Here is a 24,826-nt window from a genome sequence, read left to right as displayed (position 1 = left end):
GAAGGTCCTTTTCTTATTTCACAGCGCCGAAGGTCAGGCCCCGGACGAGTTGTTTCTGGCTGAACCAGCCCATGATCAGGATCGGCGCGATGGCCATGGTGGAGGCGGCGGACAGCTTCGCGTAGAACAGGCCTTCGGGGCTTGAATAGCTGGCGATGAAGGCTGTCAGCGGCGCTGCTTTCGCGGCGGTCAGGTTGAGGGTCCAGAACGCCTCGTTCCACGCGAGAATGATGTTCAACAACACCGTCGAAGCCATGCCCGGGATCGCCATCGGCGTCAGCACATGGATGATTTCAGAGCGCAAACTGGCGCCATCCATCCGCGCGGCCTCCAGGATTTCTCCAGGAATTTCTTTGAAATAGGTGTAGAGCATCCAGACGATGATCGGCAGGTTGATGAGCGTCAGAACGATCACCAGACCGATGCGCGTGTCCAAAAGACCAAGGTCGCGGAACAAGAGGTATATCGGGACCAACACGCCAACGGGTGGCAGCATCTTGGTCGAGAGCATCCACATCAAAACGTCCTTGGTGCGCTTGGCGGGGACAAAGGCCATCGACCACGCGGCGGGCACCGCGATGATCAGACCCAGAAGCGTCGAGCCCCCGGAGATGATCATCGAATTCATGAAGTGCCGGAAATAGTTCGAGCGCTCCTGCACCGTGGCGTAGTTCTCCACCGTCCAATCGAAATTGAACCATACAGGCGGATCAGCAATGGCCGCGGCCTCGGTCTTGAACGAGGTCAGGATGGTCCAGAGGATCGGGAAAAAGATCGCGATGCCGATGGCCCAGGCGAAGACCGTGGTGATCAGTTTGCGTTGGGTCGAAACAGAACGTGCCATGAATTCGTCTCCTTACGCGTCGAGGTTCTTGCCGATCATCCGCATGAGGAAGATCGCAACGATATTGGCGAGGATGATGGCGACGACGCCACCGGCGGAGCCACCGCCCACATCGAACTGCAGCAGAGACTGCATGTAGATGAGGTAGGTGAGGTTCGTGGACGCCGTGCCCGGACCGCCATTGGTGGTCACGAGGATTTCAGCGAAAACAGACAAGAGGAAAATCGTCTGGATCAGGATCACCACGGTGATCGCGCGGGCCAGATGCGGCAGCATGATATACCAGAACCGTTTGATCCACGGCGCGCCGTCCATCTCGGCCGCCTCGAGTTGTTCCTGATCGAGCGACTGCAAAGCGGTCAACAGGATCAGGGTCGCGAAGGGCAACCATTGCCAGCTCACGATGCCGATGATCGAGGCCAGAGGGGCCGAGGACAGGAAGTCAAAGGGCTGCAACCCAAGCGCCTTGGCGGCATGGGCGAAGAGACCGTTCACCGGGTTCATGAACATGTTCTTCCACACCAGCGCCGACACGGTCGGCATGACGAAGAAAGGCGCAATGACCAGAATGCGCACAATGCCCTGACCGAAAAACGGCTGATCGAGCAAAAGCGCCAAAAGGATGCCGCCGATCACAGTGACCACCAAGACACCGACCACCAGCGCGATCGTGTTCCAAAGCGCCGCAAAGAAGGCAGGGTCGGTGAGGAAAAAGCGGTAGTTGGTGAGCCCGGTGAATTCCTCCATCCCCGGCATCAACAGGTTGTAGCGCAGGAAGGAGAAATAGAGCGTCATCGACAGCGGGATCAGCATCCAGCCCAAAAGCAAAAGAACAGCGGGCGAGATCATGAGCCGCGCGCTCATGCGAGAATGTTTCGTGGCCATGACAGGTGCCTCGACGGTCTGAGGAAAAAATGCGGGCCGGAACTGGGGGAGCCGGCCCGCGAGGAGGACGGTTTACTTAATGTATCCGGCCTTCATCATCTCACGCTCGGTGAGTTTCTGGGCGTTGTCCAAGGCCTGTTCGGCGCTCATCTGACCGGCCAGAGCCGCAGAGAATTGCTGGCCCACGGCGGTGCCAATGCCCTGGAATTCAGGGATCGCGACGAATTGCACGCCAACGTAAGGCACCTCATCCACGGTCGGATTCTTCGGGTCCGCGGACAGGATGGACTCCAGCGTCATCTTCGCGAAAGGCACGCTCTGATACTCCGGGTTCTCATAAAGCGACTGACGCGTGCCCGGCGGTACATTGGCCCAACCCTCTTTCGAAGCGACGAGCGCGGTGTAGTCTTTCGAGGTGGCCCATTCGACAAAGGCTTTCGCCGCATCGACTTTCTGGGTGCCGGCAGGAATGCCGAGGTTCCACGCCCAAAGCCAGTTGCCGCGCGGGCCAAGGCCGTTGTCCGGCGCCTGCGCGAAACCGACGCTGTCGGCCACTTGGCTGTCATTCGGGTTGGTCACGAAAGAGGCCGCAACGGTGGCGTCGATCCACATGCCGCATTTGCCGGTCTGGAACAGCGCGAGGTTCTCGTTGAACCCGTTGCCCGATGCGCCCGGAGGACCGAAGTTGTTCATCAAATCGAGATAAGTGTTGAGCGTGGTCGCCCATTCCTCGCTGTCGAACTGGGGCTTCCAGTCCATGTCGAACCATTTGGCGCCAAAGGAGTTCGACATTGCGGTGAGGAACGCCATGTTCTCACCCCAGCCCGCCTTGCCGCGCAGGCAGATACCGTAGACTTCATTGTCCTTATCGGTCATCGCGGCAGCGGCTTCTTTGATAAAGTCCCAAGTCGGTGCGCCCGGCATCTCGAGACCGGCTTTTTCCATCAGGTCGGTGCGATACATCACCATCGAGCTTTCGCCATAGAACGGTGCCGCGTAAAGTTCGCCCTCGACGGTCAGGCCGTCGCGGATCGCGGGCAAGAGATCGTCGATGTCATAGCTCTCCGGCAGGTCGTTCAACGACACAAGCCAGCCACGCTCGCCCCAAATCGGCACCTCGTAGGTCCCGATGGTCATGACGTCGAACTGGCCGCCCTTTGTGGCCACGTCCTGTGTCACCCGTTGACGCAGCACGTTCTCCTCCAACGTGACCCACTCAACCTCGATGTCGGGATGTTTGGCGTAAAAATCATCCATCAGACCCTGCATGCGGATCATGTCGCCGTTGTTCACTGTGGCAACCGTGATGGTCTCGGAAGTGGCCCCTGTCGCCAATGCAGCAAGAGCGCACGCCCCCATGAGGGCGCGGAAAGTCGTGTTCATGATATCCTCCCATTAGATTTGAGCATTTGCCCATATCATGAACTAATGCTCACCTATGCGCGCAAATCTGTCAAGATGCTTTGCGAAACACCTTCAACTGACAAAGTGCGCGGGAAATCCAAATCGGAATTTTTAATGAGAAATCAGATCTCTGGCGGTGCGCTCATCGGTGAAAACACCGGTCAAAAGCCCGCCTGAGAGCGCCGCGCGCAGTGCCGGAAGCTTGGTTTCCCCAGCCGCCACGCAATACACCGGCATGTCATTCACCGGCACCTGCACCCCGACCATACGGTGATTCACCGGGTGGTCCAGATAGCGACCTTCGCCATCATAGATATGACCGCAAATCTCACCGACACCGCCGGCCGCGCGCAAATCGTTGAGTTCGTCGGCGGTCAAAAACCCGTCCACATAAAGCGGCGCATCATCGCCCATCTGACCGATGCCAACGATCGCCAGATCGGCAGAGTTCGCCAAGGCACGCGAGGCCTTCACATGCGGCAGAGATTGATACAGCGCCAACTCCGCATCGTCTCGGGCCGAAACCGGAGCCGACATTGGATAGTGTTTGGCGCGAGTCTTTTCTGCAAAGCGCATGATGACTTCATAAAACGACGCCGAGCCGTCCGGCGCGACATTGCCGATGAGCGACACCAGCTTGTGATGCGCGCCATCTACCGTGCGCAGATGCTCGACCACAGTCTTGAGCGTCCGCCCGGTGCCCAATGCGAAGGTCTTGGGTTGGCTCTCTTCAAAGAACCGCTCCAACACAGGTGCAACGAAAGGCGCGAGCCCGATCAAAGGATCTGCGCCTGACCCGATGCCCGGCGAGACCCAGGCCGCCTCCAAACCGAACCGTTCCTTGAGATCACGTTCAAGTTCCAAACACCGCGCAATCGGATGGTCGATCCGCACCCGGATCAGGCCCTCGGCAGAGGCGCGCGCCACGAGCCGCTGGGCGCGCTGACGCGAAATCCCCAACTCCTGCGCGATCTGGTCTTGCGTCATGCCGCCGACGAAAGACAACCACGCCGCACGGGCCGCCAGATCGCGCGGCGAAACATCGCCGTCCTCGACAAAGCCTTGCACATTTCCCTTTGTCATAACCCCGACGCTCCCCCGCAAAGATGCGTCCCAGAATGGAAGAAATCCGCGAACGATGCAAACACGCGATGCGGTTCAGCGCCGTTTTCCCCCGTCAAATCGAGCCCGCGAAGGTGGTTTCCTCCGGTGAACCGCCAGACGGTCATGCCCGCCGCCAGCCCCGCCTGCACCCCCGCAAGCGAGTCCTCGACGACAAGGCAACGGCTTGGGGCGACTTGGTTTTTCTCAGCGGCCAAAAGGAAAAGATCGGGCGCGGGTTTGCCACGAGAGACCTCGGACGCTGTGGTGCATCGCCCCTCGAACAGATCGCTGAAGCCCACGATTTGCAGCGAGTCCGCCAGTCTCGGCGGGCTTGAGCTGGTCGCCAGAGCATAGGGCACGGAGAGCCGGGAAATGACGTCGCGCACGCCCTCGATGGGGCGCAACTCTTGCTGGAATGCCGCAATCAGGCGCGCTCGGTAGGCGGCCTCGAATCCGTCCGGCAAGGTGATGCCGAATTCATCGCGAATTTGCTGTAAGACAATGGGATAGCTGCGCCCAAGAAAATGTCGCGCAACATAGGCGGTGTCGATATCGACGCCAAAGCCTGCCAATTCGTCGATCAGCATGCGCGCGGAAATCACCTCGCTGTCGATCAAAACGCCGTCGCAATCGAAGATGACAAGATCGAACATCGCCCCTCCCTGACGCTGGTTCACCCGCGCCTTATGACAGAGCGAAAACCGTCAGCCAAGCTCCAGCGTCGCCACGCCGAACAGCATTTCGGGGTGGCCGGGCTGCGGCGGCGCGCCGCGATACATGCGGGCAGTCTCGAAGGTGGTCTGCCAGCCGAGCGCCACGAGGCGATTGCAAAATGCGTCCTGAACGCCCGGCACATCCAGAATTGCGCGGGTCTGACCCAGAGCACTCGCCACTTTGGACATGAGCGCCAGAGCCGTTTCCGCATTCGGCGCAATCAAAGGTCCGATCTTGCACCCTTCACGACAAAGTCGCGCGGTGGCAAAGCCGACCGGTCCTTCGGGCCCGTCCAGCACCACGGTGCGGCGGGTCTCCGTGTCGAAGAGCCACGAGGACAGGAACCGAGGACGCAGGAAGCCATTGGCCAAGAGATCGAGCTGACCGAGATCGGCCGCCTCTCGCGGGCCAAGCACGCGAAGACCCTCGCAGGTCACATCCGGCACAGGGCCTTCGAAGCGAAGCGTGGCACCGGTCTTCTCGAAACCGGATTTGGCATAATTCGCCTGTTGCTCTGCCACGCCATCAAGACCCACGGTGCGCGCGCCTGCATGCTCAAGCGCGTGGCTCCAGAGTTTAATCCCGATGCCGCGCCCGCGATATTTCGGCTTGCAGATATAAAGCCCCAAAAAGGCAAAACCCGGCGAATGGTTCACAACCGAAATCGCGGCGGCCAGGCCGCTTTTCTTTTCCGCCACGAAGAACCCGCCCTGATCGGCGCGCGCGAAGGCTTCGGCATCCTCCAGCCCCGGGTTCCAGCCCTCTTCTGCCGCCCAGTCGAGCATGGTGGCCACCTCTGCGGGACTGGCGCTGCGCAGGATCAATTGAGCGCCTCTTTCAGGGATTTCGGCACAGACGGCTGATCTCGCAGATCGAGCGAGGTCAGAAGGTCCAAGAGGTGATGCTGCATCAATTCCTCAGCCGCTGCGCCATCGTGACGGGCCAGCGCCTTGATTAACGCATCATGGGCGTGGCTTTCACAAAGCGCCGTGCGCCGCTGCCAATAGAGCGCGATGATCAGAGAGGACCGAGACACCAATTGGGCGATGAATTCGGCCACCGTGAACTGATCCGCGATGCGGGCGATTTCGACGTGGAACTTGCCTGAGAGGTGCAACGCGCGGCCCGTGTCGCCGGCGTGCAGCGCGGCATGTTCGGCGTCGATATGTTTTTGCAGGATCTTGATATCTTCAGGCGTGGCGCGTTCTGCGGCGGATTTGGCGGTGCGCGGCTCCAGCAAAGACCGCGCCTCAAAGACTTCGCGCGCTTCTTTGACGGAGGGTTGCGCGACGAAGGCCCCGCGATTGCGTTTCAACTCGACCAAACGGTCGTGGGCCAGTTCCTGAAGCGCGGCGCGAACGACAGTACGACTTACGCCGTAAATCTCGCCCACCTCGTCCTCGCTCAGCTTCATACCCGGCGATAGGCGATGTTCATGGATGGCTATGGCAAGGCTCTGTGCGACCCGTGCGCTTCCGCTTTCCCGCTGCTCCCCGAGATCATGACCCTGACCCTGCATGTCGTATTATCCTTCATACTCAATATTGTCCTAGTTTCCGCCCCCTCTTCCGATTCTCAAGTCCGGAGCGGAAATAATATTGTTCACGACTTTGTATACGATTTTAGCGCATAATTAATGCACTCTTATGTACGAAGCGCACAAACAGCAGGCATTTTATGCCCCGACCCGCCGCGAATGCGAAAAACTCTTCGACTTAGGCAAAAACCAGACAAGCGTGAATTCATCGAAACGCAAGAACAGGTGAGATATGCGCTCTGGCAAAGACTTGGAACTCGTGACACTGACCAAGCGCTATGGCGACACCACCGCCGTGGACGCGATCAATTACGTCTTTAAGAATGGCACCTATGTGTGCCTCTTGGGCCCGTCGGGCTGTGGCAAGTCCACGACGCTCAGAATGATTGCAGGACACGAGAGCGTCACCGATGGCTCGATCCTGTTAGACGGGTTCGACATTTCGCACCTGCCGCCCGCAAAACGCGGCACGGCAATGATGTTTCAGAGCTATGCGCTCTTCCCGCACCTGAACGTGCGCGACAACGTGGCGTTTTCCTTGCGCATGAAAGGTGTCGACAAGACGGAGCGCCACAAAGCCGCGGGCGAGATGCTTGAGCTGGTGCATATGACCGATTTCGCGGACCGTCTTCCGGCGCAACTCTCCGGCGGCCAGCAACAGCGTGTGGCCCTGGCCCGCGCTCTGGTGACGAAGCCCCGCGTCTTGTTGCTTGATGAACCGCTCTCGGCGCTCGATCCGTTTCTGCGCATCAAAGTGCGCGCGGAGCTGAAGCGCATTCAGCGCGAGTTGGGCATCACCTTCCTACATGTGACCCACGGTCAGGACGAAGCCCTCGCGCTCGCCGATGAGATCGTGGTGATGAACAACTCCGTCATCGAACAGGCCGGTCCCGCACGCGATGTGTGGAACACGCCGAAAACCGAATTCGTCGCGCGGTTCATGGGCGGTCACAATGTGATCTCTCTGGATGGCGCCAAAGTCGCGCTGCGCGCCGATGAGGTGCTTCTGGGCGACACAGGTCTGCCCGCCACCGTCACCTCCGTCGAATATCAGGGCGCTCATGTGGCGATGACCTCGATGACGGAAGCAGGCGAAGAGGTTCTGGCCCTCGTGCCCGAGAGCACCTTCTTTTCCAATCCAAAGAATCCGGGCGACGCCGTGAGCCTCGCTTGGGACGAGGGGCGGCTGCACCGCCTCCAAGCCTGATAAAAACCACTCCAACAAGGGATGAACTTACATGTCTAAAATGCGTTACTCTCGGCGTGCCGTGCTCAAAGGCGGTGCCGCTGCCGTTGCCGCCTCTGCGCTCCCCGCGCCGATGGTCTGGGCTCAGGAAATCAAGGACATCACACTGCGCCAGTTCGGCACCGGCGTGTCGAACCTCAACGATGTGGCCAACAAGGTAAAAGAAGATCTGGGCTTCACGCTCGAGATGACCGCACTGGATTCCGACTCCGTGACCCAGCGCGCCGCGACCCAGCCCGACAGCTTTGACATCGCCGACATCGAATACTGGATCTGTAAGAAAGTCTGGCCGACCGGCAACCTTCAGGCCATGGACACCTCGAAAATCGCCAACTACGACAAGATTGTCGGCATTTTCCGCGACGGCAAACTGACCCCCGAGAGCACCATCGCACAGGGCACCGCCCCGCATTCCGTGGGCTTCGTCGACGGCCCGGGCGGCACCTCCTTCGCCACCGAAGAAACCGGCTGGATGACCCTCATCCCGACGATCTACAACGCCGACACGCTGGGCATTCGCCCCGACCTGATCGGCCGTCCGATCGAGACCTGGGCCGAGCTTCTGAACCCGGAGTTCAAAGGCAAAGCCTCGATCCTCGACATTTCCTCGATCGGCATCATGGACATGGCGATGGTCTGCGAAGCCATGGGCGAAATCCAATATGGCGACAAGGGCAACATGACCCGCGAAGAGATCGACAAAACCATGGCGATCTTTACCGAGGCCAAGAAGAACGGCCAGTTCCGCGCCTTCTGGAAGACCTTTGATGAATCCGTGAACCTGATGGCTTCGGGCGAAGTCGTAATCCAATCCATGTGGTCGCCGGCGATCACCGCGGTGAAATCGCGCGGCATCGAGTGCGTCTACCAGCCGTTGAAAGAGGGCTATCGCTCCTGGGGCGGCGGCATCGGCCTGTCCTCTTCGCTCTCCGGCATGGAGCTCGATGCGGCCTACGAATACATCAACTGGTATCTCTCCGGTTGGGTCGGCGGCTACCTGATGCGTCAAGGCTACTACTCCGCAGTTCCGGAAACCTCGAAGAACTTCATGACCGAGAACGAGTGGGGTTACTGGTTCGAAGGCAAGCCCGCGACCGACGTCATCACCTCGCCGACCGGCGACGTGCTGGCCCAAGCCGGCGAGACCCGAGATGGCGGCTCCTTCTACGACCGCATGGGCTCCGTGGCGTGCTGGAACGCCGTCATGGACGAGAACCAATACATGGTTCGCAAATGGAACGAGTTCATCGCGTCCTAATACAAAGAGGGGGCGCTGCCCCCTCCACCGTGCAGGCGTAACGCCTGCACGTCTCCTCCCCGGGATATTTCAAGACGAAAGAAAGCAAGCGATGCTCAAGAACCGTCACATCCAGGGCTGGCTTCAGGCCTCGCCTTTGACCCTGATCCTGATCGGGTTCCTGATCCTGCCGATCATCACCATTGTCGTGGTGAGTTTCTGGCAGGCCACCGAGTTTTCGATCATCCCGGCGTTTACGCTTGAGAATTACGAATTCCTCTTCGGCTCTCCAGTAACCTACAAAGTGTTCTTCGCGACCTTCAAATATGCCGCGATCACATGGGCGCTGACGCTCCTGATCGGCTTTACGGTCGCCTATTATCTGGCCTTTCACATCCAGAACCAGACAACGCAGATCGCGCTGTTTCTCTTGTGCACCATCCCGTTCTGGACCTCGAACATCATCCGGATGATTTCCTGGATCCCCTTCCTCGGGCGCAACGGCATCGCGAACTCCATGCTGCAAAGCTGGGGCGTGATCGACCAGCCTTTGGAATGGTTGCTCTATTCCGATTTCTCCGTGATCCTCGCCTTCGTGCACCTCTACACGCTTTTCATGGTTGTGCCGATTTTCAACACGATGACGCGAATTGATCACTCTCTGATCGAAGCCGCCCGCGACAATGGCGCCAGCGGATTTCAGACCCTAATCCACGTAATTTTGCCCCTCACAAAGCCCGGCATCATGATCGGCACGATCTTTGTGCTGACCCTAGTGATGGGCGATTTCATCACCGTGCGGTTTATGTCCGGGTCGCAAAAGGCCAATGTCGGGCGGTTAATCTCGAACGACATTTCCCTGCTGCAATACCCCTCCGCCGCCGCCACAGCCGTGATCCTTTTGATCACCGTATTGATCGTGATCGGCATCCTGTTGCGCTTTGTCGATATCCGAAAGGAGCTTTGAGCTATGGAAAAGAAATCCAAATCCTTCTACGTGCTCACCGCCTTCTTCGGGCTGTTCATCCTGTTCCTCTACGGCCCGACGCTGACCATCGGCATCCTGTCTTTCCAAGGCCCCGGCGGGGGCCTGACCTTCCCGATGCAGGGCACCTCGCTCAACTGGTTCCGTGAGTTGTTCCAAGAGCAAGCCGTGGGCGACATCTGGGGCAGTTTCCGCCGCTCCTTCGCGCTTGGCCTTATGGTGATGGTGACGACCGTTGTGGTGTCTGTCATGGGTGGCTTTGCCTTCCGCAAACGCTTCGCAGGCTCGGGCATTCTGTTCTACCTGATCATCGCCTCACTGGTGATCCCCTCCATCCTGATCTCTCTGGGCGTCGGCCTGATCTTCAACCAATTCGGCTTGAAAATTCACTGGGCCACCTCGGGTTTTGGCTCCCAACTCACTTGGACCCTGCCCTTTGGTCTCCTAATCATGTTCGCCGTGTTCAACCGCTTCGACAAATCCTTTGAAGAAGCCGCCCGCGACCAAGGCGCCTCCCCTTGGCAAACCGTGCGTTATGTGGTCTTGCCGATCATCGCGCCCTCGCTCATCGGGGTAGGCCTCTTTGGCTTTACGCTGTCCTATGACGAATTCGCGCGCACCCTGTTGACCGCAGGCTCCTACAACACGCTGCCTCTGGAGATTTTCGGCATGACGACCAATGTGACCACGCCCGTGATCTATGCTTTGGGCACGATGACAACGCTGTTCTCGCTGCTGATCATCGGGGCGTTCTTGTTGACCGTCTGGGTTTTGGGTAAACGCCGCGCCCGGTTCGGGTCGGATGCGGGCAAAGGTGTCTGAGGCAAGCCGTGAAAATTCTCTTTCTCAATCCCAATTCCACCGAGGCCATGACCGAGAGCGTCGTGGCAACGGCCCGCGCGACCCTGCCCGAGGCGGACATCCTCGGCTGGACCAACCATGACGGTCCGCCCGCCATTCAGGGTCCCGAAGATGGCGCGGCGGCTCTGGCCGGGCAAATGGCGCTTTTACCGAAAGCGCGCGCCGAGCGCGTCGATGTCATCGTCATCGCCTGTTTCGACGACACTGGCCTGAGTGAGATGCGCGCCGAGGCGCATTGCCCGGTGATCGGGATAGGCCAGTCGGCCTATCACATGGCGCTTTTGATGGGGCAAAACTTTGGCGTGGTAACCACGCTCGACGTCTCCGTTCCGGTGATCGAGGGGAACATCCAACAACAAGGCTTCAGCGAGCCGTGCCTCGGCGTCAAAGCCAGCGGCATTCCGGTGCTCGACGTCGAAGAGGGCCGCCCCGAGGTGCTGGACCGGTTGGCAGAAAACATCCGAAGCATGGCCGAAGAGGGCGCGTCCGCGATCATCCTCGGCTGTGCGGGCATGTCGGCGCATCACGCGGTGCTCTCCGCGCAAACCGGGCTGGTGCTGATCGACGGGGTGCGCGCCGCAACCGCACTGGCGCAGGCGATGGGGCTGATGCAGCAGCACGCGCACTAAGCGTTTAGTGCGAGCTGAGCCAAGCCGCATTGCCCCGCGCCAAAAGACTGTCCTCAGGAATCTCTGGTAGGCTGTCCGGCACCGATGTGTTTGCCACCGCCAGAGAGGTCTCAAAGTCGAGCCCCAAAACACGCAGCATCGCCGCCACGAAGGCCTCCACATCCACCTCATCGCCAGCCATGATCCGCCGGAGGATCGCGATGGTGCCGACTTCGAGCATGTCGAAAATCAGGCTCTCCGGTACGTCCTGAAAGGCACCGCACTCAATCCCGTCAGAGATAAATCGCGGTCCGGTTTCGCAGAGCACAGAGGCAAAACTGAAACTGCGCCGCCCCAGACGCGCGGTGAATTCGAGGAAAAGCGTGTTGCGTCGGGCGATCTCGATAAAGACGTGGATACCATGCGCGATACGCTCCGCGGGTGGCTGGCTCAGATCGGCAGTGTCCTTGACCAAAAGCACCACCTCACGCCCCAAAGCGATCCGCGCTGCCTCAAGCACGTCCTCGATCGTGTCGAAATAGTTGTAAAACGTCCCGCGTGAGACGCCCGCGCGGCTCACCACATGGTCGATCACCGTGCCATTCAGCCCGCGCTCGGCAAAGACCAGAATAGCCGCCTCGATCAGCCGCTCCAGCGTCTTCTGCCGCCGCGCGTAACCGACCCGCGTCCGGTGATCTTCTTTCTGTTGCTCGGGCATATCGTTCATGTCTCCACTCCGGACTCCGCTTCAGGTTTGACGCCGAACACGATGCAATAAAGTGCGGGCGCGAACAGCAATGTTATCAACGTCCCCGCGATGATGCCGCCCATCATGGCATAGGCCATCGGCCCCCAGAACACCTGACGCGAGATCGGGATCAGCGCCAGCGAAGCCGCGGCGGCCGTCAAAAGGATCGGGCGTGCGCGGCTGTCGGAGGCCTCAAACACCGCCGCCCAGCGCGATTTACCCTCGCGCCGCAAATCTTCGATCGCCTGAATGAGAATGATCGAATTGCGGATCAGGATGCCGAAGAGGGCCAAAACCCCGAGTAGCGCCACAAAGCCCATTGGTGCCCCAGCCGTCAACAGTGAGGCAACCACACCAATCAGCCCCAATGGGGCGACAGCCATGACGACGAACATCAGGCGGAAGCTCTGCACCTGAATCATCGTCAGCGTCAGAATGATCAGCAGCATGATCGGCATCACCGCCATGATCGGCGCCTGACTGTCGGCGCTGCTCTCCACGGTGCCGCCAACCTCGACCGTATAACCGCGCGGCAATGTCTCGGCGAACGCCGCCACGATGGGCGCGAGATCATCGACGATCGTGGCCGGCAGGTCGTCATTGGCAATCGCCGCCTTGACGGTGATCACCGGCGCACGGTCTTCTTGGCGGATCAGTGGCTGTTCGGTGACCCAATCCAGCGTCGCGATGGAGGACAATGGAATGGCCACGCCTTGCGTATTGGCGAATTGCAGGTTTTCAAGCGCGCTCAGAGTCTTGCGATCACTTTCCGCGCCGCGAATTTGAACGTCGATCAAATCGCGGTTTTGACGGATCTGGGTCACCGTCGAACCCTCGAACAGCGACGAGAGAACCCCCGCCACATCGGATTGTGTAAGCCCCAACTGCCGCAGACGCGCCTGATCAAGATCGACCCGCACAACACGCGTCGGTTCATTCCAATCGAGGGCAATCGCCGTCAGCCGATCATCCGCCGCAATCGCCGCCGCAAATTCCCGCGCATGATCACGCAGATCGGCATAGTCAGGTCCGGAGACGCGATACTGTACGGGCTTGCCGACGGGTGGCCCCATTTCAAAGGTCTTTGGATAGAATTCCGCCGACGGCAGTGCCTCGGAATAGGCACGGATTTTCGCGATCAACCGATCCCGCGCCTCCAAGTCGGAGGTCATGATCAAAAGCTGGCCGATGTTGGGACCGGGCGTGAGAGATTCGAGCGTCAACACAACACGCGGCGCGCCTGTTCCGGCATAGGAGGTCCAAAAGCTCACCTCGTCCTGATCCTTCAGCCACGCCTCAAAGCTGGCGATGGTGCTGTCTGTCGCGTAGATGCTTGCGTTCTGGCGCAGGGTCACATCGACCACGACTTCGGGGCGATCCGAGCTTGGGAAGAACTGTTGTTCGACCTTGGTCATCCCCACAACCGAGAGGCCGAACACGACGAATGTCAAAAGCACGGTGAGGAATTTATAGCGCATCGCCAGCCGCAACATGACGTGGAACCGACGCCGCAGCCACCCCGCCTCGCCATCGTAATGTTTCCATTTCTTCGGTAGGAAAGTGGCGCCCAAAACGGGCGCAAAGAGCACCGCAACGATCCAGCTCAGCACCAGAGAAATCGCGATCACATAGAACAGCGTGCGGGTGTATTCGCCCGCCTGAGAGCTGTTGAGCCCGATGGGAATGAACCCCGCCGTGGTGATCAACGTGCCGGTCAGCATCGGCCAGGCAATCGAGGTCCAGGCATAAGACGCCGCCTTGCGCCGCCCCTCGCCAAGCTCGAGCCGCGAAATCATCGTCTCAATCGCGATCATCGCGTCATCGACCAAAAGGCCCAGCGCGATGATCAAGGCGCCCAAGGAAATCCGCTGCAACGTGATGCCCAACATCTCCATGAAGACGAAAGTCAGCGCCAGTACGAGCGGGATCGTCAGGCTGACGACAAAGCCCGCGCGCATGCCCAGCGACACAAAACTCACCGCCAAAACGATCACCACCGCCTCGATCAAAGCCTTGACGAAATGGCCCACCGAGTTGTCCACCACCTTCGGCTGATCGGCGACGTGATGCATCTCGATCCCCATCGGCAAAAGCGCAGCCTGCTCCATCATCGTGCGGTCAAGTTCCTCGCCGAAATCGAGGATATTGCCGCCGTCCAACATGCCGATCTTGAGCCCGATGGCGGGCTGGCCATTAAAGCGGAACAGCTCGCTCGGCGGGTCGTCATAGCCCTCGGAAATCTCGCCGACATCCGAAAGCGTGAAGAAAATATCGCCCGAGCGCAAAGGCGCCTGGGCCAGAGCCTCGACCGTATCGAACTGGCCAGTGACACGTAGCAAGATGTTCTCATCTTCGGTGGAAATCATCCCCGAGGGCACAATCGCGTTTTGCGCCGAGAGGGACGACAGAACCGCCCCCGCGTCGAGGCCAAAAGCCGCCAGACGACGCGCGGAGAATTCGAGGTGAATGACCTGATCACGGGTGCCGAACAGTTCAACCTTGCCCGCATCATCGAGGCTTTGCACCACATCGCGAATGTCCTCGACATAGTCTTTCACCTCTTCCGGGCGGAAACCGTCTGAGGTGAAGGCGTAGATCGTGCCGAACACATCGCCAAAATCATCATTGAAGGAAAAGCCCTGAAATTCCGATGGAAACTCAGCGCGAATATCCGACATCATCTGACGCACACGGGTCCAGGAGGGCGTAATCTCGCTGTTGGGCACATCATCGCGCAGGTCGACATAGACCATCGCGATGCCCGGATAGGTCACGGAGCGCGTGCCATCAAGCGTGGGCAACTCCTGCAGCTTGCGCTCAATCCGGTCAGTGACCTGCGTCACGGTTTCCTCGGCGGTGGCACCCGGAAAACTGGCGGATACGATCATGGTGCGGACGGTAAAGGACGGGTCTTCCTCACGCCCCAAACGCATATAACTCAGAGCGCCGGCCACCACCGCAACGATCATCAGGAACCAGATAAAGGAGCGATGCCCCAGCGCCCAATCGGACAGGTTGAACCCCTTCATTGCAAACGCTCCCCGACCTCTTGGCCGTCTTCCAATCCGTGAACCCCGTGGGTGATGATCTCGTTGCCTTCTGCGAGGCCTTCGACGATCACGATGCGATCCCCGACCTCGGCGCCCAGCGTGACAGGCGTGAAATGTGCGACCCGCGTGTCGCCCTCTGTCGTTACGCGCCAAACGCCCGGTGCCTCAGCCGTTCCGCCAATCGCCGTTTGCGGCAGGGTCATCACGGGTGCTCTGTCGCTGTTGTAGCTCGCGGTGATCAGAGTGCCGATGCGGTAGTCCTCCGGCGGATCGGTCAGGATCAGACGCAGCCGCCGCGTGTCGAGGCTGGTCTCAGCAACAGGTTCGACCACACTCAACTCCGCCTCGACCGGTGCCACACCTTCGGCGCGGTGATAGACCGTGAAACGCGCATTCTTCGGGATGATCGAGGCAAAGCTTTCCGCCACATCGATGATCGCCTCACGCCCCGTCGGATCGGCGATCTCCATCACGCTCACACCCGGACTCACCATCGTGCCCGGCTCGACATAGGTGTTCAACACGATGCCATCGCGGGGTGCGATCAGCTGACCGTAGCCCGCCGCCTCACGCGCGCGAACCAGATCGGCACGCGCGCTGTCCGCCTGAGCCACTGCGGCATCTCTGGCGGCGCGCGCCGCCTCGATCTGGGCCGTGGTGGCAACATTGCGGGCCACGAGAGCGGCCACACGGTCATATTGCGTTTGAGCAAATTCTGCCTGCGCCTCGGCGGAAGACACGGCTGCCTCCGCAATGGCAACATCCTGCGCCAGCGTGATCTGATCGAGGGTTGCAAGACCCTGCCCCGCCTTGATCCGGTCGCCCGCTTCGACATTCATCGCGGCCATGCGTCCGCTGGTCTGAAACGCCAAGGCCGCCACGTCCTCGCCCCAGATCACCCCGGAGAACTGACGCTCGACGGAGGGATTCGAAGAGATAAACTCGGAGACCACAGGCCGCAAGCCTTCGACCACGATCTCGGAGGTCTGACCGGAGCCCGCAGCAAACATCGGGGAAGTCAGACAGAGGCAAAGGCCCAAAACGATCCGTTTCATTCTGTCGCCTCCACGCCTCGGACTTTGCGCCCGTCAAACAAAAGATGCGACCCCGCGCCGACGACGAGATCGCCATCGCTCAAACCCTCGGACAATTCGACATGTGTGTCGTCGTAACCCGAAATCGTCACCGACGTCAGGGAGACTGTGAAACTCTCGGGGTCGACCAGCCAGACGGCAGGCCCCTCGGCATTGGCACTGAGTGCAGTCCAGGGCAAAACGATCCGGGTGTCAGTCATAACGGCGGCACGACCGGAGATCGACGTGCCGATAGGAATGTCACCTGTCTGATCCACAGGAATATCCGCGCGAATTTCAACCGTCCCGGTGTTGGTTAAAACAGGCAGAACCTCGGTGACCGAGGCTTTGAACGGTGGCAGCGGGCCGTTCGGGTCCAACTCGACCTCGCGCCCACGCATACGCGACAGGCCCGCCGCGTCGGGGGCGAGAAAGACGGCCTGCAATTCGCCTTCCGGGGCCAGTTGCACCACGGCTTTGCCGGCGGAGACCACCTCCCCCAGATCGACGAAACGATCCGTGACGATGACATCGCGCGCGGCGCGCAGGACTGTGTCGTCATTGGCCTGTTCCGCAGTTTCCAAAAGCGCTACGGCCTGATCCCGCGTGGCCTTGGCGGCCAGATAGCTTTGCTGCGCTTCGTCATATTGCGCCTGCGTGCCGACGCCGCGATCCAAAAGGTTCTGGGCGCGCGTGCGGGCCTGATCCGCCTGAACCAAGGCCGCCTCCGCCGCGTCAAGGTTGGCTCTGGCCGCATCGAGTTCGGCGACAATATTTGTCGGATCAATTCGGGCGATCACGTCACCCGCGTTGAAATGCATGCCGATCTCGGCGTTGAACACGTCGATCTGCCCACCGCGCCGAAATGACGCTGGAAAACTGTCGGAGGCCTCGACCGACCCGACCAGCCGCAATTCCTGTTCGATGGGATGCGATTGGGCCTTGATCACCTCGACGGCCATGGGCGTTTCTGCCCAAAGTGTCATGGGAAACAACGCCATGACGAGCCATCCGAGCGGTGTTCCGACTGTTTTTCGCGGTGTCATTTCGGTGCTTCTCCTGAAATCGTTACGGCACAAAACATGGCTGCCACCCTCATATGCACCTCGGCGCTCTTTCTTCAAACATTAGAAATGACAACTTCGTCAATATTAAAATTTGCCGCATGTCCCATTGTGAACGCAACGTTCCACGACATCTTTTAAAATTTCATGTCCAGATAAAGTTGACAGAAAAACTAAGGTTTAATATCCAGTCAACAGGACCGAAGCACTTCGGCGAGTCGCGTGGACAGCGCGACATCCTAGGCAAGCAGAGACGAAAAACGTCCAGCCAGTCTTGGTGATTTTAACCGCGCGATAAACGCACCGCCCACCCGCAAGGCAGGCGGGTCAATATGACCGATGAAAACGACAAGACCTTAAAGGCCTCCGATATGAACGCACATGTAACTTCGATGACCGCAGATGCCGGTCAACTTCCCCCCGTCGATGCCCGTAGCCTGATTGCCGATGGCAGCACGCGCCAGATCAATCTGGACGGCCAGCTTTACACCCTGCGCATCACCCGCGCGGGCAAGTTGATCCTGACGAAATGACAGCACATCGCCTGACGTCCCAAATGCGCCCCGCGTTCGGAGAGCTGAGGAAGGCTTTGCGCTTTATCTCTTCGATCTCTGCGCGCGGGTGAGCTCCGCAGCTGGTCAGCGATAGGTGCGCTCTTCCAGACTAGCCCCCGCAATGGCAGCGTCACAGGCCTCAAGAAACGCATGCTCCGCCACCGAGAGTTTCCGGCGCGGGTTGGTCAAAATGTAAATGTTGACCAAGGGCAGATCGTCATAGGGCGGCAATTGCCGCAAACGCCCCAGATCGACGTCACGCTTTGCCACATGCATGGGCAAAGACCCTATGCCGACATTGGTGATGATCATCCGGCGCAATTCGTGCAGGCTGGCCGACACGCCACTCCATCCCGAAGCGATCTTGGCCCGCGCCCTCAACCGCGCCACGGGCTCCAGCGGGCCACCATCGGTTTCGGTCTGAAACGACACGGAACGCTCGCCTTCCAGTTCGGCGAGGGGAATCGTTTCACGATCAAACAACCGATGCCGCGGCCCGCAATAGAGGCCGAAATACTCTCGGTAGAGCACCTGCGCCTTCAACCCTGCCGGTATTTTATGCAAAAGGCAGATCCCCAAGGACGCCCGGTTCTGGTTCACCCGCGACACGATCTCTTCACTGTCGGCGACGGTGAAGGAAAAACTGACCTTGGGGTGCGCCTCTGTGAAGGCGTGCAGCGCGTCATCGAAATGCTCACTGATCACATGCGACGCGGTGACAATGGAGATATGCCCGCGCAATTCTTCCGTCCCATCCTCGAGCAAAGACGGCAGTTGCGAGACTGCGCCAAAGATCGACGAACACTCGCCGTAGAGCAAGCGCCCGGCACGTGTCACGTTGAATTCATTCGGTTTTCTGACGATCAACTGATGCCCGGTCGTGTCCTCAAGCCTTTTGAGCGCCGACGAGATCGTGGGCTGCTTCAACCCGAGGTAATCCGCTGCCCGCGAAATCCCGCGTTGTTCGACCACCACCATGAAGGTGCGAAGCAAATTCCAGTCGAGATGCCAGGGGAATCTCTGTTCGTAAGGCTTAACCATAGATTTCACCAATGTTGAACATTTGTATTATTTATTTGCGTGATGATGGGCCACATGCAAGCTTTTTCGCCAAGGCGGCCTTCGACGCCGAAGAAATCAGACGGCTTAAAGCCGCTTCAAAAGACAGATGGACCATCAGGAGAGTGACATGACCAAGCGCAGAACCTTCATCAAATCGGCCGTAATGGCGGGCAGCTTTGCCCTCGCCGGGCTGAGCATCACCGCCCCTCTGGCGGCAGAAGAGCTTGAAACACTAAAAGAAAAAGGCGTGATGCGGATCGCCATGTCCGGCGCCTACCCGCCGTTCAACTTTGTGAGCGACACGAATGAGGTCGTGGGCTTTGACCCGGCCATCGGCACAGAGATCAACAACCGCATCGGCCTTGAGACCGAGATCGTCACCACCGCATGGGACGGCATCATCGGCGGGCTTCTGGCCAACAAATACGACGCCATCGTCGGCTCCATGACCATCACGGACGAGCGCGCCGAAGTCGTCGATTTCGTGGGCCCCTACTACACCACAGGCCGCGCGATCTTTACCAAACCGGGCAGCGGCATTTCCTCGCTCGCCGATCTCGAAGATGTGCGCGTTGGCGTGACCCTGGGTGAAACCCATGAAGAATGGGCCAAGGACAAAGGCTATAAAGTCCGCACCTACAAAGGTCTGCCGGAACTGCTGCTCGAACTGGAAAACGGCCGCGTGGACGCCATCGTGAACGACTCCATCGCCGCCATTCTCGCGCTCAAAGAGAACGGCTACGAATATGAAATGTTCAACGATCCGGAGACCGAACCCTTCGGCGCTGGCATCGCAATTCGCAAGAACAACCCGGAACTGAAAGCTGCCATGCAAGAGGCGCTCGACGCCATGATGGAAGACGGCACCTACACCACCATTGCAGAAGAGTGGATCGGCGAAGACATCCGCTGATCACTTCTGTGGCTGATCCGTCCGGCCCCTTCCGGCGGGTCAGCCCCTTTCGATCCTCCCGTGAGAAAGCCCCACCCCCATGGATTTTGAGCTCATCCTTAGGGTCTATCCCTATTTCCTAGAGGCCGCCGTCGTGACCATCGAATTGTCGGTGCTCACCATCCTGCTGGGGCTGGCCTGTGGCGCGCTTGGCGCCGCAGCGCGCCTGTCGCGCTTTGCCCTGCTTCGGTTTCTCGGCGCGGCCTATGTCAGCGTCTTTCGCGGCACGCCCGCGCTGATCCAACTGTTCATCCTCTATTTCGGCGGCCCCCAGATCGGCATTCAACTCGATGCCTTCGAGGCCGGTGTGATCGGACTTGGCGTCAATATCGGCGCCTATATGACCGAAACCATGCGCGGCGCGATTGTCTCCGTCGACCATGGTCAGACCGAGGCTGCGCGCACCTTGGGCCTGTCCCGCGCACAGGCATTTCGAAAGGTGACCCTGCCGCAGGCGATGCGCCTGATGATCCGCCCGCTTGGCGTCAACATCAACGCGCAGATCAAAGGCACGGCACTTGTCGCCGCGATCTCTGTCGTCGAACTAACTTACACGGCCCAGCGCTATATCGGCTCGACCTACAAACCCTTCGAGATGTTTTTCATCGCGGGCATTCTCTACATGATCATCATCACCGTGACCGGCAAAGGCATCGCATTTCTCGACCGAAAGGCGCGCCTGCCATGATCCGCCTCATCCCAATTCAGACATCGAAAGGCGCATCCCATGGGTCTTGATTTCAGCGTTGTCCCCGGCTACCTCGACACGATTTTGATCGGCGTCCTCTGGACCATCGCCATCACCGTCTGCTCCGCGATACTGAGCTTTTTCGGTGGCATCCTGTTCGCGGTCACCGCGCTTTACGCGCCGTGGATCCTGCGTCTCCCGGTGCGCTTCTTCGCCTGGCTCTTCATGGGCACACCGCTTCTGTTGCAGCTGTTCCTGATCTATTTCGGGCTTGTGGAACTCGGCATCGACCTTCCGGCCTTTGTCGCCGGGGTGATCGGGCTGGGCCTGCATTTCGCGGTCTACAATTCCGAACTGATCCAGACCGCCATTCTGGCCGTCGACAAAGGTCAAATGGAAGCCGCCCGCACCCTTGGCTGTTCGCGCGGTCAGGCGCTCCGCAAGGTGGTCATCCCGCAGGCCGTGCGCGATGTGATCCCGCCCATTGGCAACAACATGATCGCACTGCTCAAGGATTCCGCTCTGGTCTCGGTGATCGGCGTTTCCGAGCTGACCCTCTCCTCGCAACTCGCCATCGGGCGCACATATCGGCCGTTTGAATTCTACGCCGTCGCCGCCCTTTTCTACTATATCGTCAACCTCGGGATGGAAGCCGTCTTGCGCAAGATCGAACGCAAAACCGCGCTCTCCCGCTAAGCTTCAAGGATCTGACATGACCGAAGCCAACAAATTCGTAGACATCCGTCACGCCCAGAAATCCTACGGCGAATTGGAAGTGCTCAAGGACATTTCGCTCTCCGTCGACCGGGGCGAGATTGTCGCCATCATCGGCCCGTCCGGGTCAGGCAAATCGACGCTTCTGCGCGCGATCAACGATCTTGATCCGCTCACAGGCGGCGAGGTCTGGCTCGACGGCGTGCAGATCAACAAAGATCTGCCCTACCGCCAATATGAAAAGCACATCAACGCGATGCGCCAACAGGTCGGGATGGTGTTCCAACATTTCAACCTCTTCCCGCATCTCTCTGTGCGCGACAACGTCACCATGGCGCCGAAAATGCTCAAAGGCATCTCCGACGCCGAGGCAAACGCCTTGGCCGAGGAACAACTCAAGCACGTCGGCATGTTGGAACGGATCGACTATTTCCCCTCACAGCTTTCTGGCGGCCAGAAACAGCGAGTCGCCATCGCCCGTGCGTTGGCCATGAAACCGAAACTCATGCTCTTTGATGAAGCCACCTCGGCACTCGACCCGGAACTGGTCGAAGAGGTGAACCTCGTCATGAAACGCCTCGCCGAAGAGCACATGACCATGATCATCGTCACCCACGAAATGGATTTCGCGGCCTCCGTCTGTGATCGCGTGATCTTCATGGACAAAGGTGTCGTGGTCGAGGAAGGCCCGCCCTCCGTGGTGTTCCAGAACCCGACCGAGGAACGGACCCGCGAATTCCTCCGCAAACATCTCTCTCAATATGCTGAAGGCGCCAAGTAAAATGACCCAGGATCGGAGTCACATGTTTTCCCTCACCAAGCTGCCGCGTCCTTATCTGGATCGGGGCGAGGGGATTTATTTCTACGACGAAGCCGGCAAACGCTACATCGACGGCTCGTCCGGCGCGATGGTGTCGAACATCGGCCATTCGAACCCACGTGTTCTGGCCAAAATGAAAGCCCAGATGGACCGCTCGACCTTTGGCTACCGTTTGCACTTCCGGACGCATGCCTCCGAAGATCTCGCGACAAAAATTGCCGAGATGATGCCGGAGGGGCTGGACCGCGTGTTTTTTGTCTCGGGCGGCTCCGAAGCGGTCGAGTCCTGTATCAAACTGGCGCGGCAATATGCGCTGGCCAAAGGCGAACCGGAACGCTGGAAAGTCATCTCGCGCTTTCCCTCCTATCACGGCTCGACCTTGGGCACGCTGGCGCTCACAGGCTATGATCCGCTGGCGCGCCCCTTCGATCCGATGCTGCGCGACATGCCAAAGATCGCAGCACCCCGCACCTATCTCGACCGCGACAATCTCACCGAGGACGAACGCGGCCTGAAATACGCCGAGCTTCTGCGTGACAAGATCATCGAGGAAGGCCCCGAAAGTGTTGCGGCCTTTATCATGGAGCCTGTCGGCGGCGCCTCCACCGGCGCGCTTGTGGCGCCCGACAGCTATTTCAAACGCATCCGCGAGATTTGCGACGAATTCGGCATCCTTCTGATTTTCGACGAGGTCATGACCGGCGCCGGGCGCACCGGGAAATTCGTGGCCTCCGAGCATTACGGCGTGATCCCGGACATCGTGTCGATGTCCAAAGGTCTGGCTGCAGGCTACGCACCTCTGGGCGCCATGGTCGCCAAGGGTGACATCGTCGAGGTCGTCGAGGCGCAGGGCGGCTTCCTGCATGGCTACACCTATTCCGGCAACCCGCTGGCCTGTGCCGCCGGTCTTGCCGTGCTCGAGGAGATGCAGGACCAAGGCATCATCGAAAACGCCGCCAAGATGGGCGATGTGTTGAAAGCGCGTCTTGAGGCGCTGATGGAGCGCTATCCCTTCATCGGTCACGTCCGCGGCAAGGGGCTTTTGCTGGCCTTTGAGTTGACACAAGACCGCGACGACATGGTGCCGCTGCCGAAAGAGTGGAATGCCTATCTGGAACTGGTGGAACTGGCTTATGAGCGTGGCCTGATCATCTATGCACGACGCACCCGTGGCGGCTCGGAAGGCGATCATTTCCTCGTCTGCCCGCCTTTGATCATCACAGAGGCGCAGATCGACGAGTTAATGACCATCCTGATCGACAGTCTAGACGCTTTTGCAGCCAACCACGATCTTCCGGTGCTTGATCATGAAACTGCCTGACAAATCCACTTCTCTGGAGGCGGCCGTCGCGCGCATTCCCGATGGGGCGACCGTCTTGGTCGGCGGCTTCGGTGTGCCCGGCACGCCCTTTTCTCTGATCCGCGAATTGCAGCGTCAGGGTCAGAAAGACCTGACCTTGGTGAAAAACGACGCCAACGAGGCGGGGATGGGGATCGACCATTTGCTGGCCAGCGGTCAGGTGAAAAAGCTGATCGTCACCCATCTGGGCCTGAACGCGAATGCGATCGCGATGATGAATGACGCTCGTCTTGAGGTCGAGTTTTGCGCACAGGGCATTCTGGCCGAACGCATCCGTGCAGGCGGTGCGGGCATCCCCGCGATCTTGACCGACATTGGCATCGGCACAGAGCTGGCTCTGGGCAAACAAGTCGTCGAGATGAACGGCAAGCCGCTTTTGGTCGAGCCCGCGCTTCGCGCCGATGTCGCACTCATCCATGCGGACCGCGCCGATCCTTTCGGCAACCTCGCCTATGCCGCCACCGCGCGCAATTTCAACCCGCCGATGGCCATGGCCGCAACCATAGTGATCGCGGAGGCCGAGCGGCTTTTGCCTCTGGGTGATCTGTCCCCCGAAGAGGTCGAAACCCCCGGCGCCTTCGTCGACCAGGTGGTCGAACTCCCTGAGATCAGCGAGGATTACGGCGTTGTCAGACGTTAAACTTCCAGAGGTGAAACCCATCGACCCGCGCACCCGCATGGTCGCCCGCGCCGCGCGTGACATCACCCCCGGCATGGTGGTCAATCTCGGCATCGGCCTGCCGACCAAGGTGATCAACCACCTGCCCGCCGACCTGCCCGTCTGTTTGCACACCGAAAACGGCATGACCGGGATCGGCCCGACGCTGCCTTATGAGAAAGCCGACCGCAATCTCATCGACGCGGGCGGGGCCTATGTCTCTCCCGTCTCCGGTTCGGCCTATTTCGACAGTGTGGTGTCTTTCGCGCTGGTGCGCTCCGGGCGGCTTGATCTGACCATGCTGGGCGCTTTTGAGGTCGCGCAAAACGGCGATCTGGCGAATTGGAAAATTCCGGGCAAATTTTCCCCCGGCGCAGGCGGCGCCATCGAGTTGGCGCAAAAGGCCCGGCGCGTTGTAGTGATGACCACGCACACGGATCGCAAGGGCAATCCCAAACTGTTGGAACGCTGCTCCCTGCCACTAACTGCGGAGCGCGCCGTAGATCGGATTTTCACCGACATGGCCGTGATCGACGTGACCCCCGAGGGTTTTGCCCTGCGCGAATTGGCCGAGGGTGTGAGCGTGACCGAAGTCATCGCCGCCACCGGCGCCAAGCTGATCCTGCCCGACACCGACATTCCAACCTTCTGAGGCACG

Annotated in this window: 25 protein-coding genes; 13 read left to right on the top strand and 12 right to left on the bottom strand. The window is 59.6% G+C overall.

The features are described from left to right. Positions 1 to 13 precede the first annotated feature (13 nt). From J5Y17_RS09020 to J5Y17_RS08990, 7 genes are all read right to left on the bottom strand, one after another. Positions 14 to 844, bottom strand: a complete 831-nt coding sequence (locus J5Y17_RS09020; protein WP_219784919.1) for a carbohydrate ABC transporter permease — start codon at positions 842 to 844, stop codon at positions 14 to 16. Positions 845 to 856: 12 nt separating this feature from the next. Beyond that, positions 857 to 1,729 (bottom strand): carbohydrate ABC transporter permease, encoded by an 873-nt coding sequence (locus J5Y17_RS09015; protein WP_066702406.1) that lies wholly within the window; start codon positions 1,727 to 1,729, stop codon positions 857 to 859. Positions 1,730 to 1,801: 72 nt separating this feature from the next. Beyond that, the gene (locus tag J5Y17_RS09010) at positions 1,802 to 3,112 is read right to left on the bottom strand and encodes a sugar ABC transporter substrate-binding protein (protein WP_219784918.1); all 1,311 of its coding nucleotides are present in this window, start codon (positions 3,110 to 3,112) and stop codon (positions 1,802 to 1,804) included. Between the two features lie 132 nt (positions 3,113 to 3,244). After that, positions 3,245 to 4,216 carry a sugar-binding transcriptional regulator gene (locus J5Y17_RS09005; protein WP_219784917.1) on the bottom strand — a complete coding sequence of 324 codons (972 nt, stop codon included), beginning with the start codon at positions 4,214 to 4,216 and terminating at the stop codon, positions 3,245 to 3,247. Further along, positions 4,213 to 4,890 (bottom strand): HAD family phosphatase, encoded by a 678-nt coding sequence (locus tag J5Y17_RS09000; protein ID WP_219784916.1) that lies wholly within the window; start codon positions 4,888 to 4,890, stop codon positions 4,213 to 4,215. The genes J5Y17_RS09005 and J5Y17_RS09000 overlap by 4 nt, the downstream gene beginning before the upstream one ends. A gap of 51 nt (positions 4,891 to 4,941) precedes the next feature. Then, positions 4,942 to 5,775, bottom strand: coding sequence for a GNAT family N-acetyltransferase (locus tag J5Y17_RS08995; protein ID WP_255571989.1), 834 nt, complete (start codon positions 5,773 to 5,775; stop codon positions 4,942 to 4,944). Continuing rightward, positions 5,772 to 6,470 (bottom strand): GntR family transcriptional regulator, encoded by a 699-nt coding sequence (locus tag J5Y17_RS08990; RefSeq protein WP_219784915.1) that lies wholly within the window; start codon positions 6,468 to 6,470, stop codon positions 5,772 to 5,774. Before J5Y17_RS08990 ends, J5Y17_RS08995 begins: the two co-directional genes overlap by 4 nt. A gap of 250 nt (positions 6,471 to 6,720) precedes the next feature. Between J5Y17_RS08990 and J5Y17_RS08985 the strand changes: the two genes are divergently transcribed. The 5 genes from J5Y17_RS08985 to J5Y17_RS08965 all read left to right on the top strand — a co-directional run bounded on the left by J5Y17_RS08985 (position 6,721) and on the right by J5Y17_RS08965 (position 11,446). Further along, the gene (locus J5Y17_RS08985) at positions 6,721 to 7,695 is read left to right on the top strand and encodes an ABC transporter ATP-binding protein (RefSeq protein ID WP_219784914.1); all 975 of its coding nucleotides are present in this window, start codon (positions 6,721 to 6,723) and stop codon (positions 7,693 to 7,695) included. Between the two features lie 31 nt (positions 7,696 to 7,726). Continuing rightward, positions 7,727 to 8,992 carry a PotD/PotF family extracellular solute-binding protein gene (locus J5Y17_RS08980; protein ID WP_219784913.1) on the top strand — a complete coding sequence of 422 codons (1,266 nt, stop codon included), beginning with the start codon at positions 7,727 to 7,729 and terminating at the stop codon, positions 8,990 to 8,992. 91 nt (positions 8,993 to 9,083) lie between these two features. Next, positions 9,084 to 9,938 carry an ABC transporter permease gene (locus tag J5Y17_RS08975; RefSeq protein ID WP_219784912.1) on the top strand — a complete coding sequence of 285 codons (855 nt, stop codon included), beginning with the start codon at positions 9,084 to 9,086 and terminating at the stop codon, positions 9,936 to 9,938. 3 nt (positions 9,939 to 9,941) lie between these two features. After that, positions 9,942 to 10,778 carry an ABC transporter permease gene (locus J5Y17_RS08970; protein ID WP_219784911.1) on the top strand — a complete coding sequence of 279 codons (837 nt, stop codon included), beginning with the start codon at positions 9,942 to 9,944 and terminating at the stop codon, positions 10,776 to 10,778. Between the two features lie 8 nt (positions 10,779 to 10,786). After that, positions 10,787 to 11,446 carry an aspartate/glutamate racemase family protein gene (locus tag J5Y17_RS08965; protein ID WP_219784910.1) on the top strand — a complete coding sequence of 220 codons (660 nt, stop codon included), beginning with the start codon at positions 10,787 to 10,789 and terminating at the stop codon, positions 11,444 to 11,446. Positions 11,447 to 11,450: 4 nt separating this feature from the next. Here J5Y17_RS08965 and J5Y17_RS08960 read toward each other — a convergent pair whose 3' ends face one another. From J5Y17_RS08960 to J5Y17_RS08945, 4 genes are read right to left on the bottom strand one after another with little or no spacing between them, the layout of a single operon-like run. Further along, positions 11,451 to 12,152, bottom strand: coding sequence for a TetR/AcrR family transcriptional regulator (locus J5Y17_RS08960; RefSeq protein ID WP_219784909.1), 702 nt, complete (start codon positions 12,150 to 12,152; stop codon positions 11,451 to 11,453). Next, positions 12,149 to 15,202: an efflux RND transporter permease subunit gene (locus J5Y17_RS08955; RefSeq protein WP_219784908.1), complete on the bottom strand. Its 3,054-nt coding sequence runs from the start codon at positions 15,200 to 15,202 to the stop codon at positions 12,149 to 12,151. The genes J5Y17_RS08960 and J5Y17_RS08955 overlap by 4 nt, the downstream gene beginning before the upstream one ends. Next, positions 15,199 to 16,278 carry an efflux RND transporter periplasmic adaptor subunit gene (locus J5Y17_RS08950; RefSeq protein ID WP_219784907.1) on the bottom strand — a complete coding sequence of 360 codons (1,080 nt, stop codon included), beginning with the start codon at positions 16,276 to 16,278 and terminating at the stop codon, positions 15,199 to 15,201. Before J5Y17_RS08950 ends, J5Y17_RS08955 begins: the two co-directional genes overlap by 4 nt. Next, positions 16,275 to 17,282 (bottom strand): efflux RND transporter periplasmic adaptor subunit, encoded by a 1,008-nt coding sequence (locus tag J5Y17_RS08945; protein WP_219784906.1) that lies wholly within the window; start codon positions 17,280 to 17,282, stop codon positions 16,275 to 16,277. Before J5Y17_RS08945 ends, J5Y17_RS08950 begins: the two co-directional genes overlap by 4 nt. A 449-nt stretch (positions 17,283 to 17,731) precedes the next feature. On the opposite strand from J5Y17_RS08945, the gene hemP reads away from it, so the two are divergent. Next, positions 17,732 to 17,893, top strand: a complete 162-nt coding sequence (hemP, locus tag J5Y17_RS08940) for a hemin uptake protein HemP (protein ID WP_219785121.1) — start codon at positions 17,732 to 17,734, stop codon at positions 17,891 to 17,893. Between the two features lie 105 nt (positions 17,894 to 17,998). Here the strand turns inward: hemP and J5Y17_RS08935 are convergent, their stop codons facing one another. Beyond that, complete coding sequence (locus tag J5Y17_RS08935) at positions 17,999 to 18,955, bottom strand: LysR family transcriptional regulator (protein WP_219784905.1); 957 nt, start codon at positions 18,953 to 18,955, stop codon at positions 17,999 to 18,001. A 148-nt stretch (positions 18,956 to 19,103) separates the two neighbouring features. Here J5Y17_RS08935 and J5Y17_RS08930 point away from each other — a divergent pair, with 148 nt between their 5' ends. The 7 genes from J5Y17_RS08930 to J5Y17_RS08900 all read left to right on the top strand — a co-directional run bounded on the left by J5Y17_RS08930 (position 19,104) and on the right by J5Y17_RS08900 (position 24,820). Then, the gene (locus J5Y17_RS08930) at positions 19,104 to 19,889 is read left to right on the top strand and encodes a transporter substrate-binding domain-containing protein (protein ID WP_219784904.1); all 786 of its coding nucleotides are present in this window, start codon (positions 19,104 to 19,106) and stop codon (positions 19,887 to 19,889) included. Between the two features lie 79 nt (positions 19,890 to 19,968). After that, entirely contained in the window at positions 19,969 to 20,616 is a 648-nt protein-coding gene (locus J5Y17_RS08925) for an amino acid ABC transporter permease (RefSeq protein ID WP_219784903.1), read from the top strand. 39 nt (positions 20,617 to 20,655) lie between these two features. After that, positions 20,656 to 21,312, top strand: coding sequence for an amino acid ABC transporter permease (locus J5Y17_RS08920; protein WP_219784902.1), 657 nt, complete (start codon positions 20,656 to 20,658; stop codon positions 21,310 to 21,312). A 16-nt stretch (positions 21,313 to 21,328) separates the two neighbouring features. Next, positions 21,329 to 22,111: an amino acid ABC transporter ATP-binding protein gene (locus tag J5Y17_RS08915; RefSeq protein WP_219784901.1), complete on the top strand. Its 783-nt coding sequence runs from the start codon at positions 21,329 to 21,331 to the stop codon at positions 22,109 to 22,111. 22 nt (positions 22,112 to 22,133) lie between these two features. Continuing rightward, positions 22,134 to 23,471, top strand: a complete 1,338-nt coding sequence (locus J5Y17_RS08910) for an aspartate aminotransferase family protein (protein ID WP_255571987.1) — start codon at positions 22,134 to 22,136, stop codon at positions 23,469 to 23,471. Beyond that, a complete protein-coding gene (locus J5Y17_RS08905; RefSeq protein WP_219784899.1) occupies positions 23,458 to 24,150 on the top strand; it encodes a CoA transferase subunit A in 693 nt (230 codons plus the stop codon). Before J5Y17_RS08910 ends, J5Y17_RS08905 begins: the two co-directional genes overlap by 14 nt. Beyond that, positions 24,137 to 24,820: a 3-oxoacid CoA-transferase subunit B gene (locus tag J5Y17_RS08900; RefSeq protein WP_255571986.1), complete on the top strand. Its 684-nt coding sequence runs from the start codon at positions 24,137 to 24,139 to the stop codon at positions 24,818 to 24,820. Before J5Y17_RS08905 ends, J5Y17_RS08900 begins: the two co-directional genes overlap by 14 nt. Positions 24,821 to 24,826 lie beyond the last annotated feature (6 nt).

The sequence above is a fragment of the Celeribacter sp. PS-C1 genome (assembly GCF_019429625.1).
Lineage (GTDB): Bacteria > Pseudomonadota > Alphaproteobacteria > Rhodobacterales > Rhodobacteraceae > Celeribacter.
Note: the sequence above shows the minus strand (reverse complement) of the source record. Positions and strands in the feature narration are given on the sequence as shown.

What these genes read in the sequence shown, in the direction of transcription:
- J5Y17_RS09020 (WP_219784919.1), bottom strand. Translation starts at nt 844, where the DNA reads ATGGCACGTTCTGTTTCGACCCAACGCAAACTGATCACCACGGTCTTC.
- J5Y17_RS09015 (WP_066702406.1), bottom strand. Translation starts at nt 1,729, where the DNA reads ATGGCCACGAAACATTCTCGCATGAGCGCGCGGCTCATGATCTCGCCC.
- J5Y17_RS09010 (WP_219784918.1), bottom strand. Translation starts at nt 3,112, where the DNA reads ATGAACACGACTTTCCGCGCCCTCATGGGGGCGTGCGCTCTTGCTGCA.
- J5Y17_RS09005 (WP_219784917.1), bottom strand. Translation starts at nt 4,216, where the DNA reads ATGACAAAGGGAAATGTGCAAGGCTTTGTCGAGGACGGCGATGTTTCG.
- J5Y17_RS09000 (WP_219784916.1), bottom strand. Translation starts at nt 4,890, where the DNA reads ATGTTCGATCTTGTCATCTTCGATTGCGACGGCGTTTTGATCGACAGC.
- J5Y17_RS08990 (WP_219784915.1), bottom strand. Translation starts at nt 6,470, where the DNA reads ATGCAGGGTCAGGGTCATGATCTCGGGGAGCAGCGGGAAAGCGGAAGC.
- J5Y17_RS08985 (WP_219784914.1), top strand. Translation starts at nt 6,721, where the DNA reads ATGCGCTCTGGCAAAGACTTGGAACTCGTGACACTGACCAAGCGCTAT.
- J5Y17_RS08980 (WP_219784913.1), top strand. Translation starts at nt 7,727, where the DNA reads ATGTCTAAAATGCGTTACTCTCGGCGTGCCGTGCTCAAAGGCGGTGCC.
- J5Y17_RS08975 (WP_219784912.1), top strand. Translation starts at nt 9,084, where the DNA reads ATGCTCAAGAACCGTCACATCCAGGGCTGGCTTCAGGCCTCGCCTTTG.
- J5Y17_RS08970 (WP_219784911.1), top strand. Translation starts at nt 9,942, where the DNA reads ATGGAAAAGAAATCCAAATCCTTCTACGTGCTCACCGCCTTCTTCGGG.
- J5Y17_RS08960 (WP_219784909.1), bottom strand. Translation starts at nt 12,152, where the DNA reads ATGAACGATATGCCCGAGCAACAGAAAGAAGATCACCGGACGCGGGTC.
- J5Y17_RS08955 (WP_219784908.1), bottom strand. Translation starts at nt 15,202, where the DNA reads ATGAAGGGGTTCAACCTGTCCGATTGGGCGCTGGGGCATCGCTCCTTT.
- J5Y17_RS08950 (WP_219784907.1), bottom strand. Translation starts at nt 16,278, where the DNA reads ATGAAACGGATCGTTTTGGGCCTTTGCCTCTGTCTGACTTCCCCGATG.
- J5Y17_RS08945 (WP_219784906.1), bottom strand. Translation starts at nt 17,282, where the DNA reads ATGACACTTTGGGCAGAAACGCCCATGGCCGTCGAGGTGATCAAGGCC.
- hemP (WP_219785121.1), top strand. Translation starts at nt 17,732, where the DNA reads ATGAACGCACATGTAACTTCGATGACCGCAGATGCCGGTCAACTTCCC.
- J5Y17_RS08935 (WP_219784905.1), bottom strand. Translation starts at nt 18,955, where the DNA reads ATGGTTAAGCCTTACGAACAGAGATTCCCCTGGCATCTCGACTGGAAT.
- J5Y17_RS08930 (WP_219784904.1), top strand. Translation starts at nt 19,104, where the DNA reads ATGACCAAGCGCAGAACCTTCATCAAATCGGCCGTAATGGCGGGCAGC.
- J5Y17_RS08925 (WP_219784903.1), top strand. Translation starts at nt 19,969, where the DNA reads ATGGATTTTGAGCTCATCCTTAGGGTCTATCCCTATTTCCTAGAGGCC.
- J5Y17_RS08920 (WP_219784902.1), top strand. Translation starts at nt 20,656, where the DNA reads ATGGGTCTTGATTTCAGCGTTGTCCCCGGCTACCTCGACACGATTTTG.
- J5Y17_RS08915 (WP_219784901.1), top strand. Translation starts at nt 21,329, where the DNA reads ATGACCGAAGCCAACAAATTCGTAGACATCCGTCACGCCCAGAAATCC.
- J5Y17_RS08910 (WP_255571987.1), top strand. Translation starts at nt 22,134, where the DNA reads ATGTTTTCCCTCACCAAGCTGCCGCGTCCTTATCTGGATCGGGGCGAG.
- J5Y17_RS08905 (WP_219784899.1), top strand. Translation starts at nt 23,458, where the DNA reads ATGAAACTGCCTGACAAATCCACTTCTCTGGAGGCGGCCGTCGCGCGC.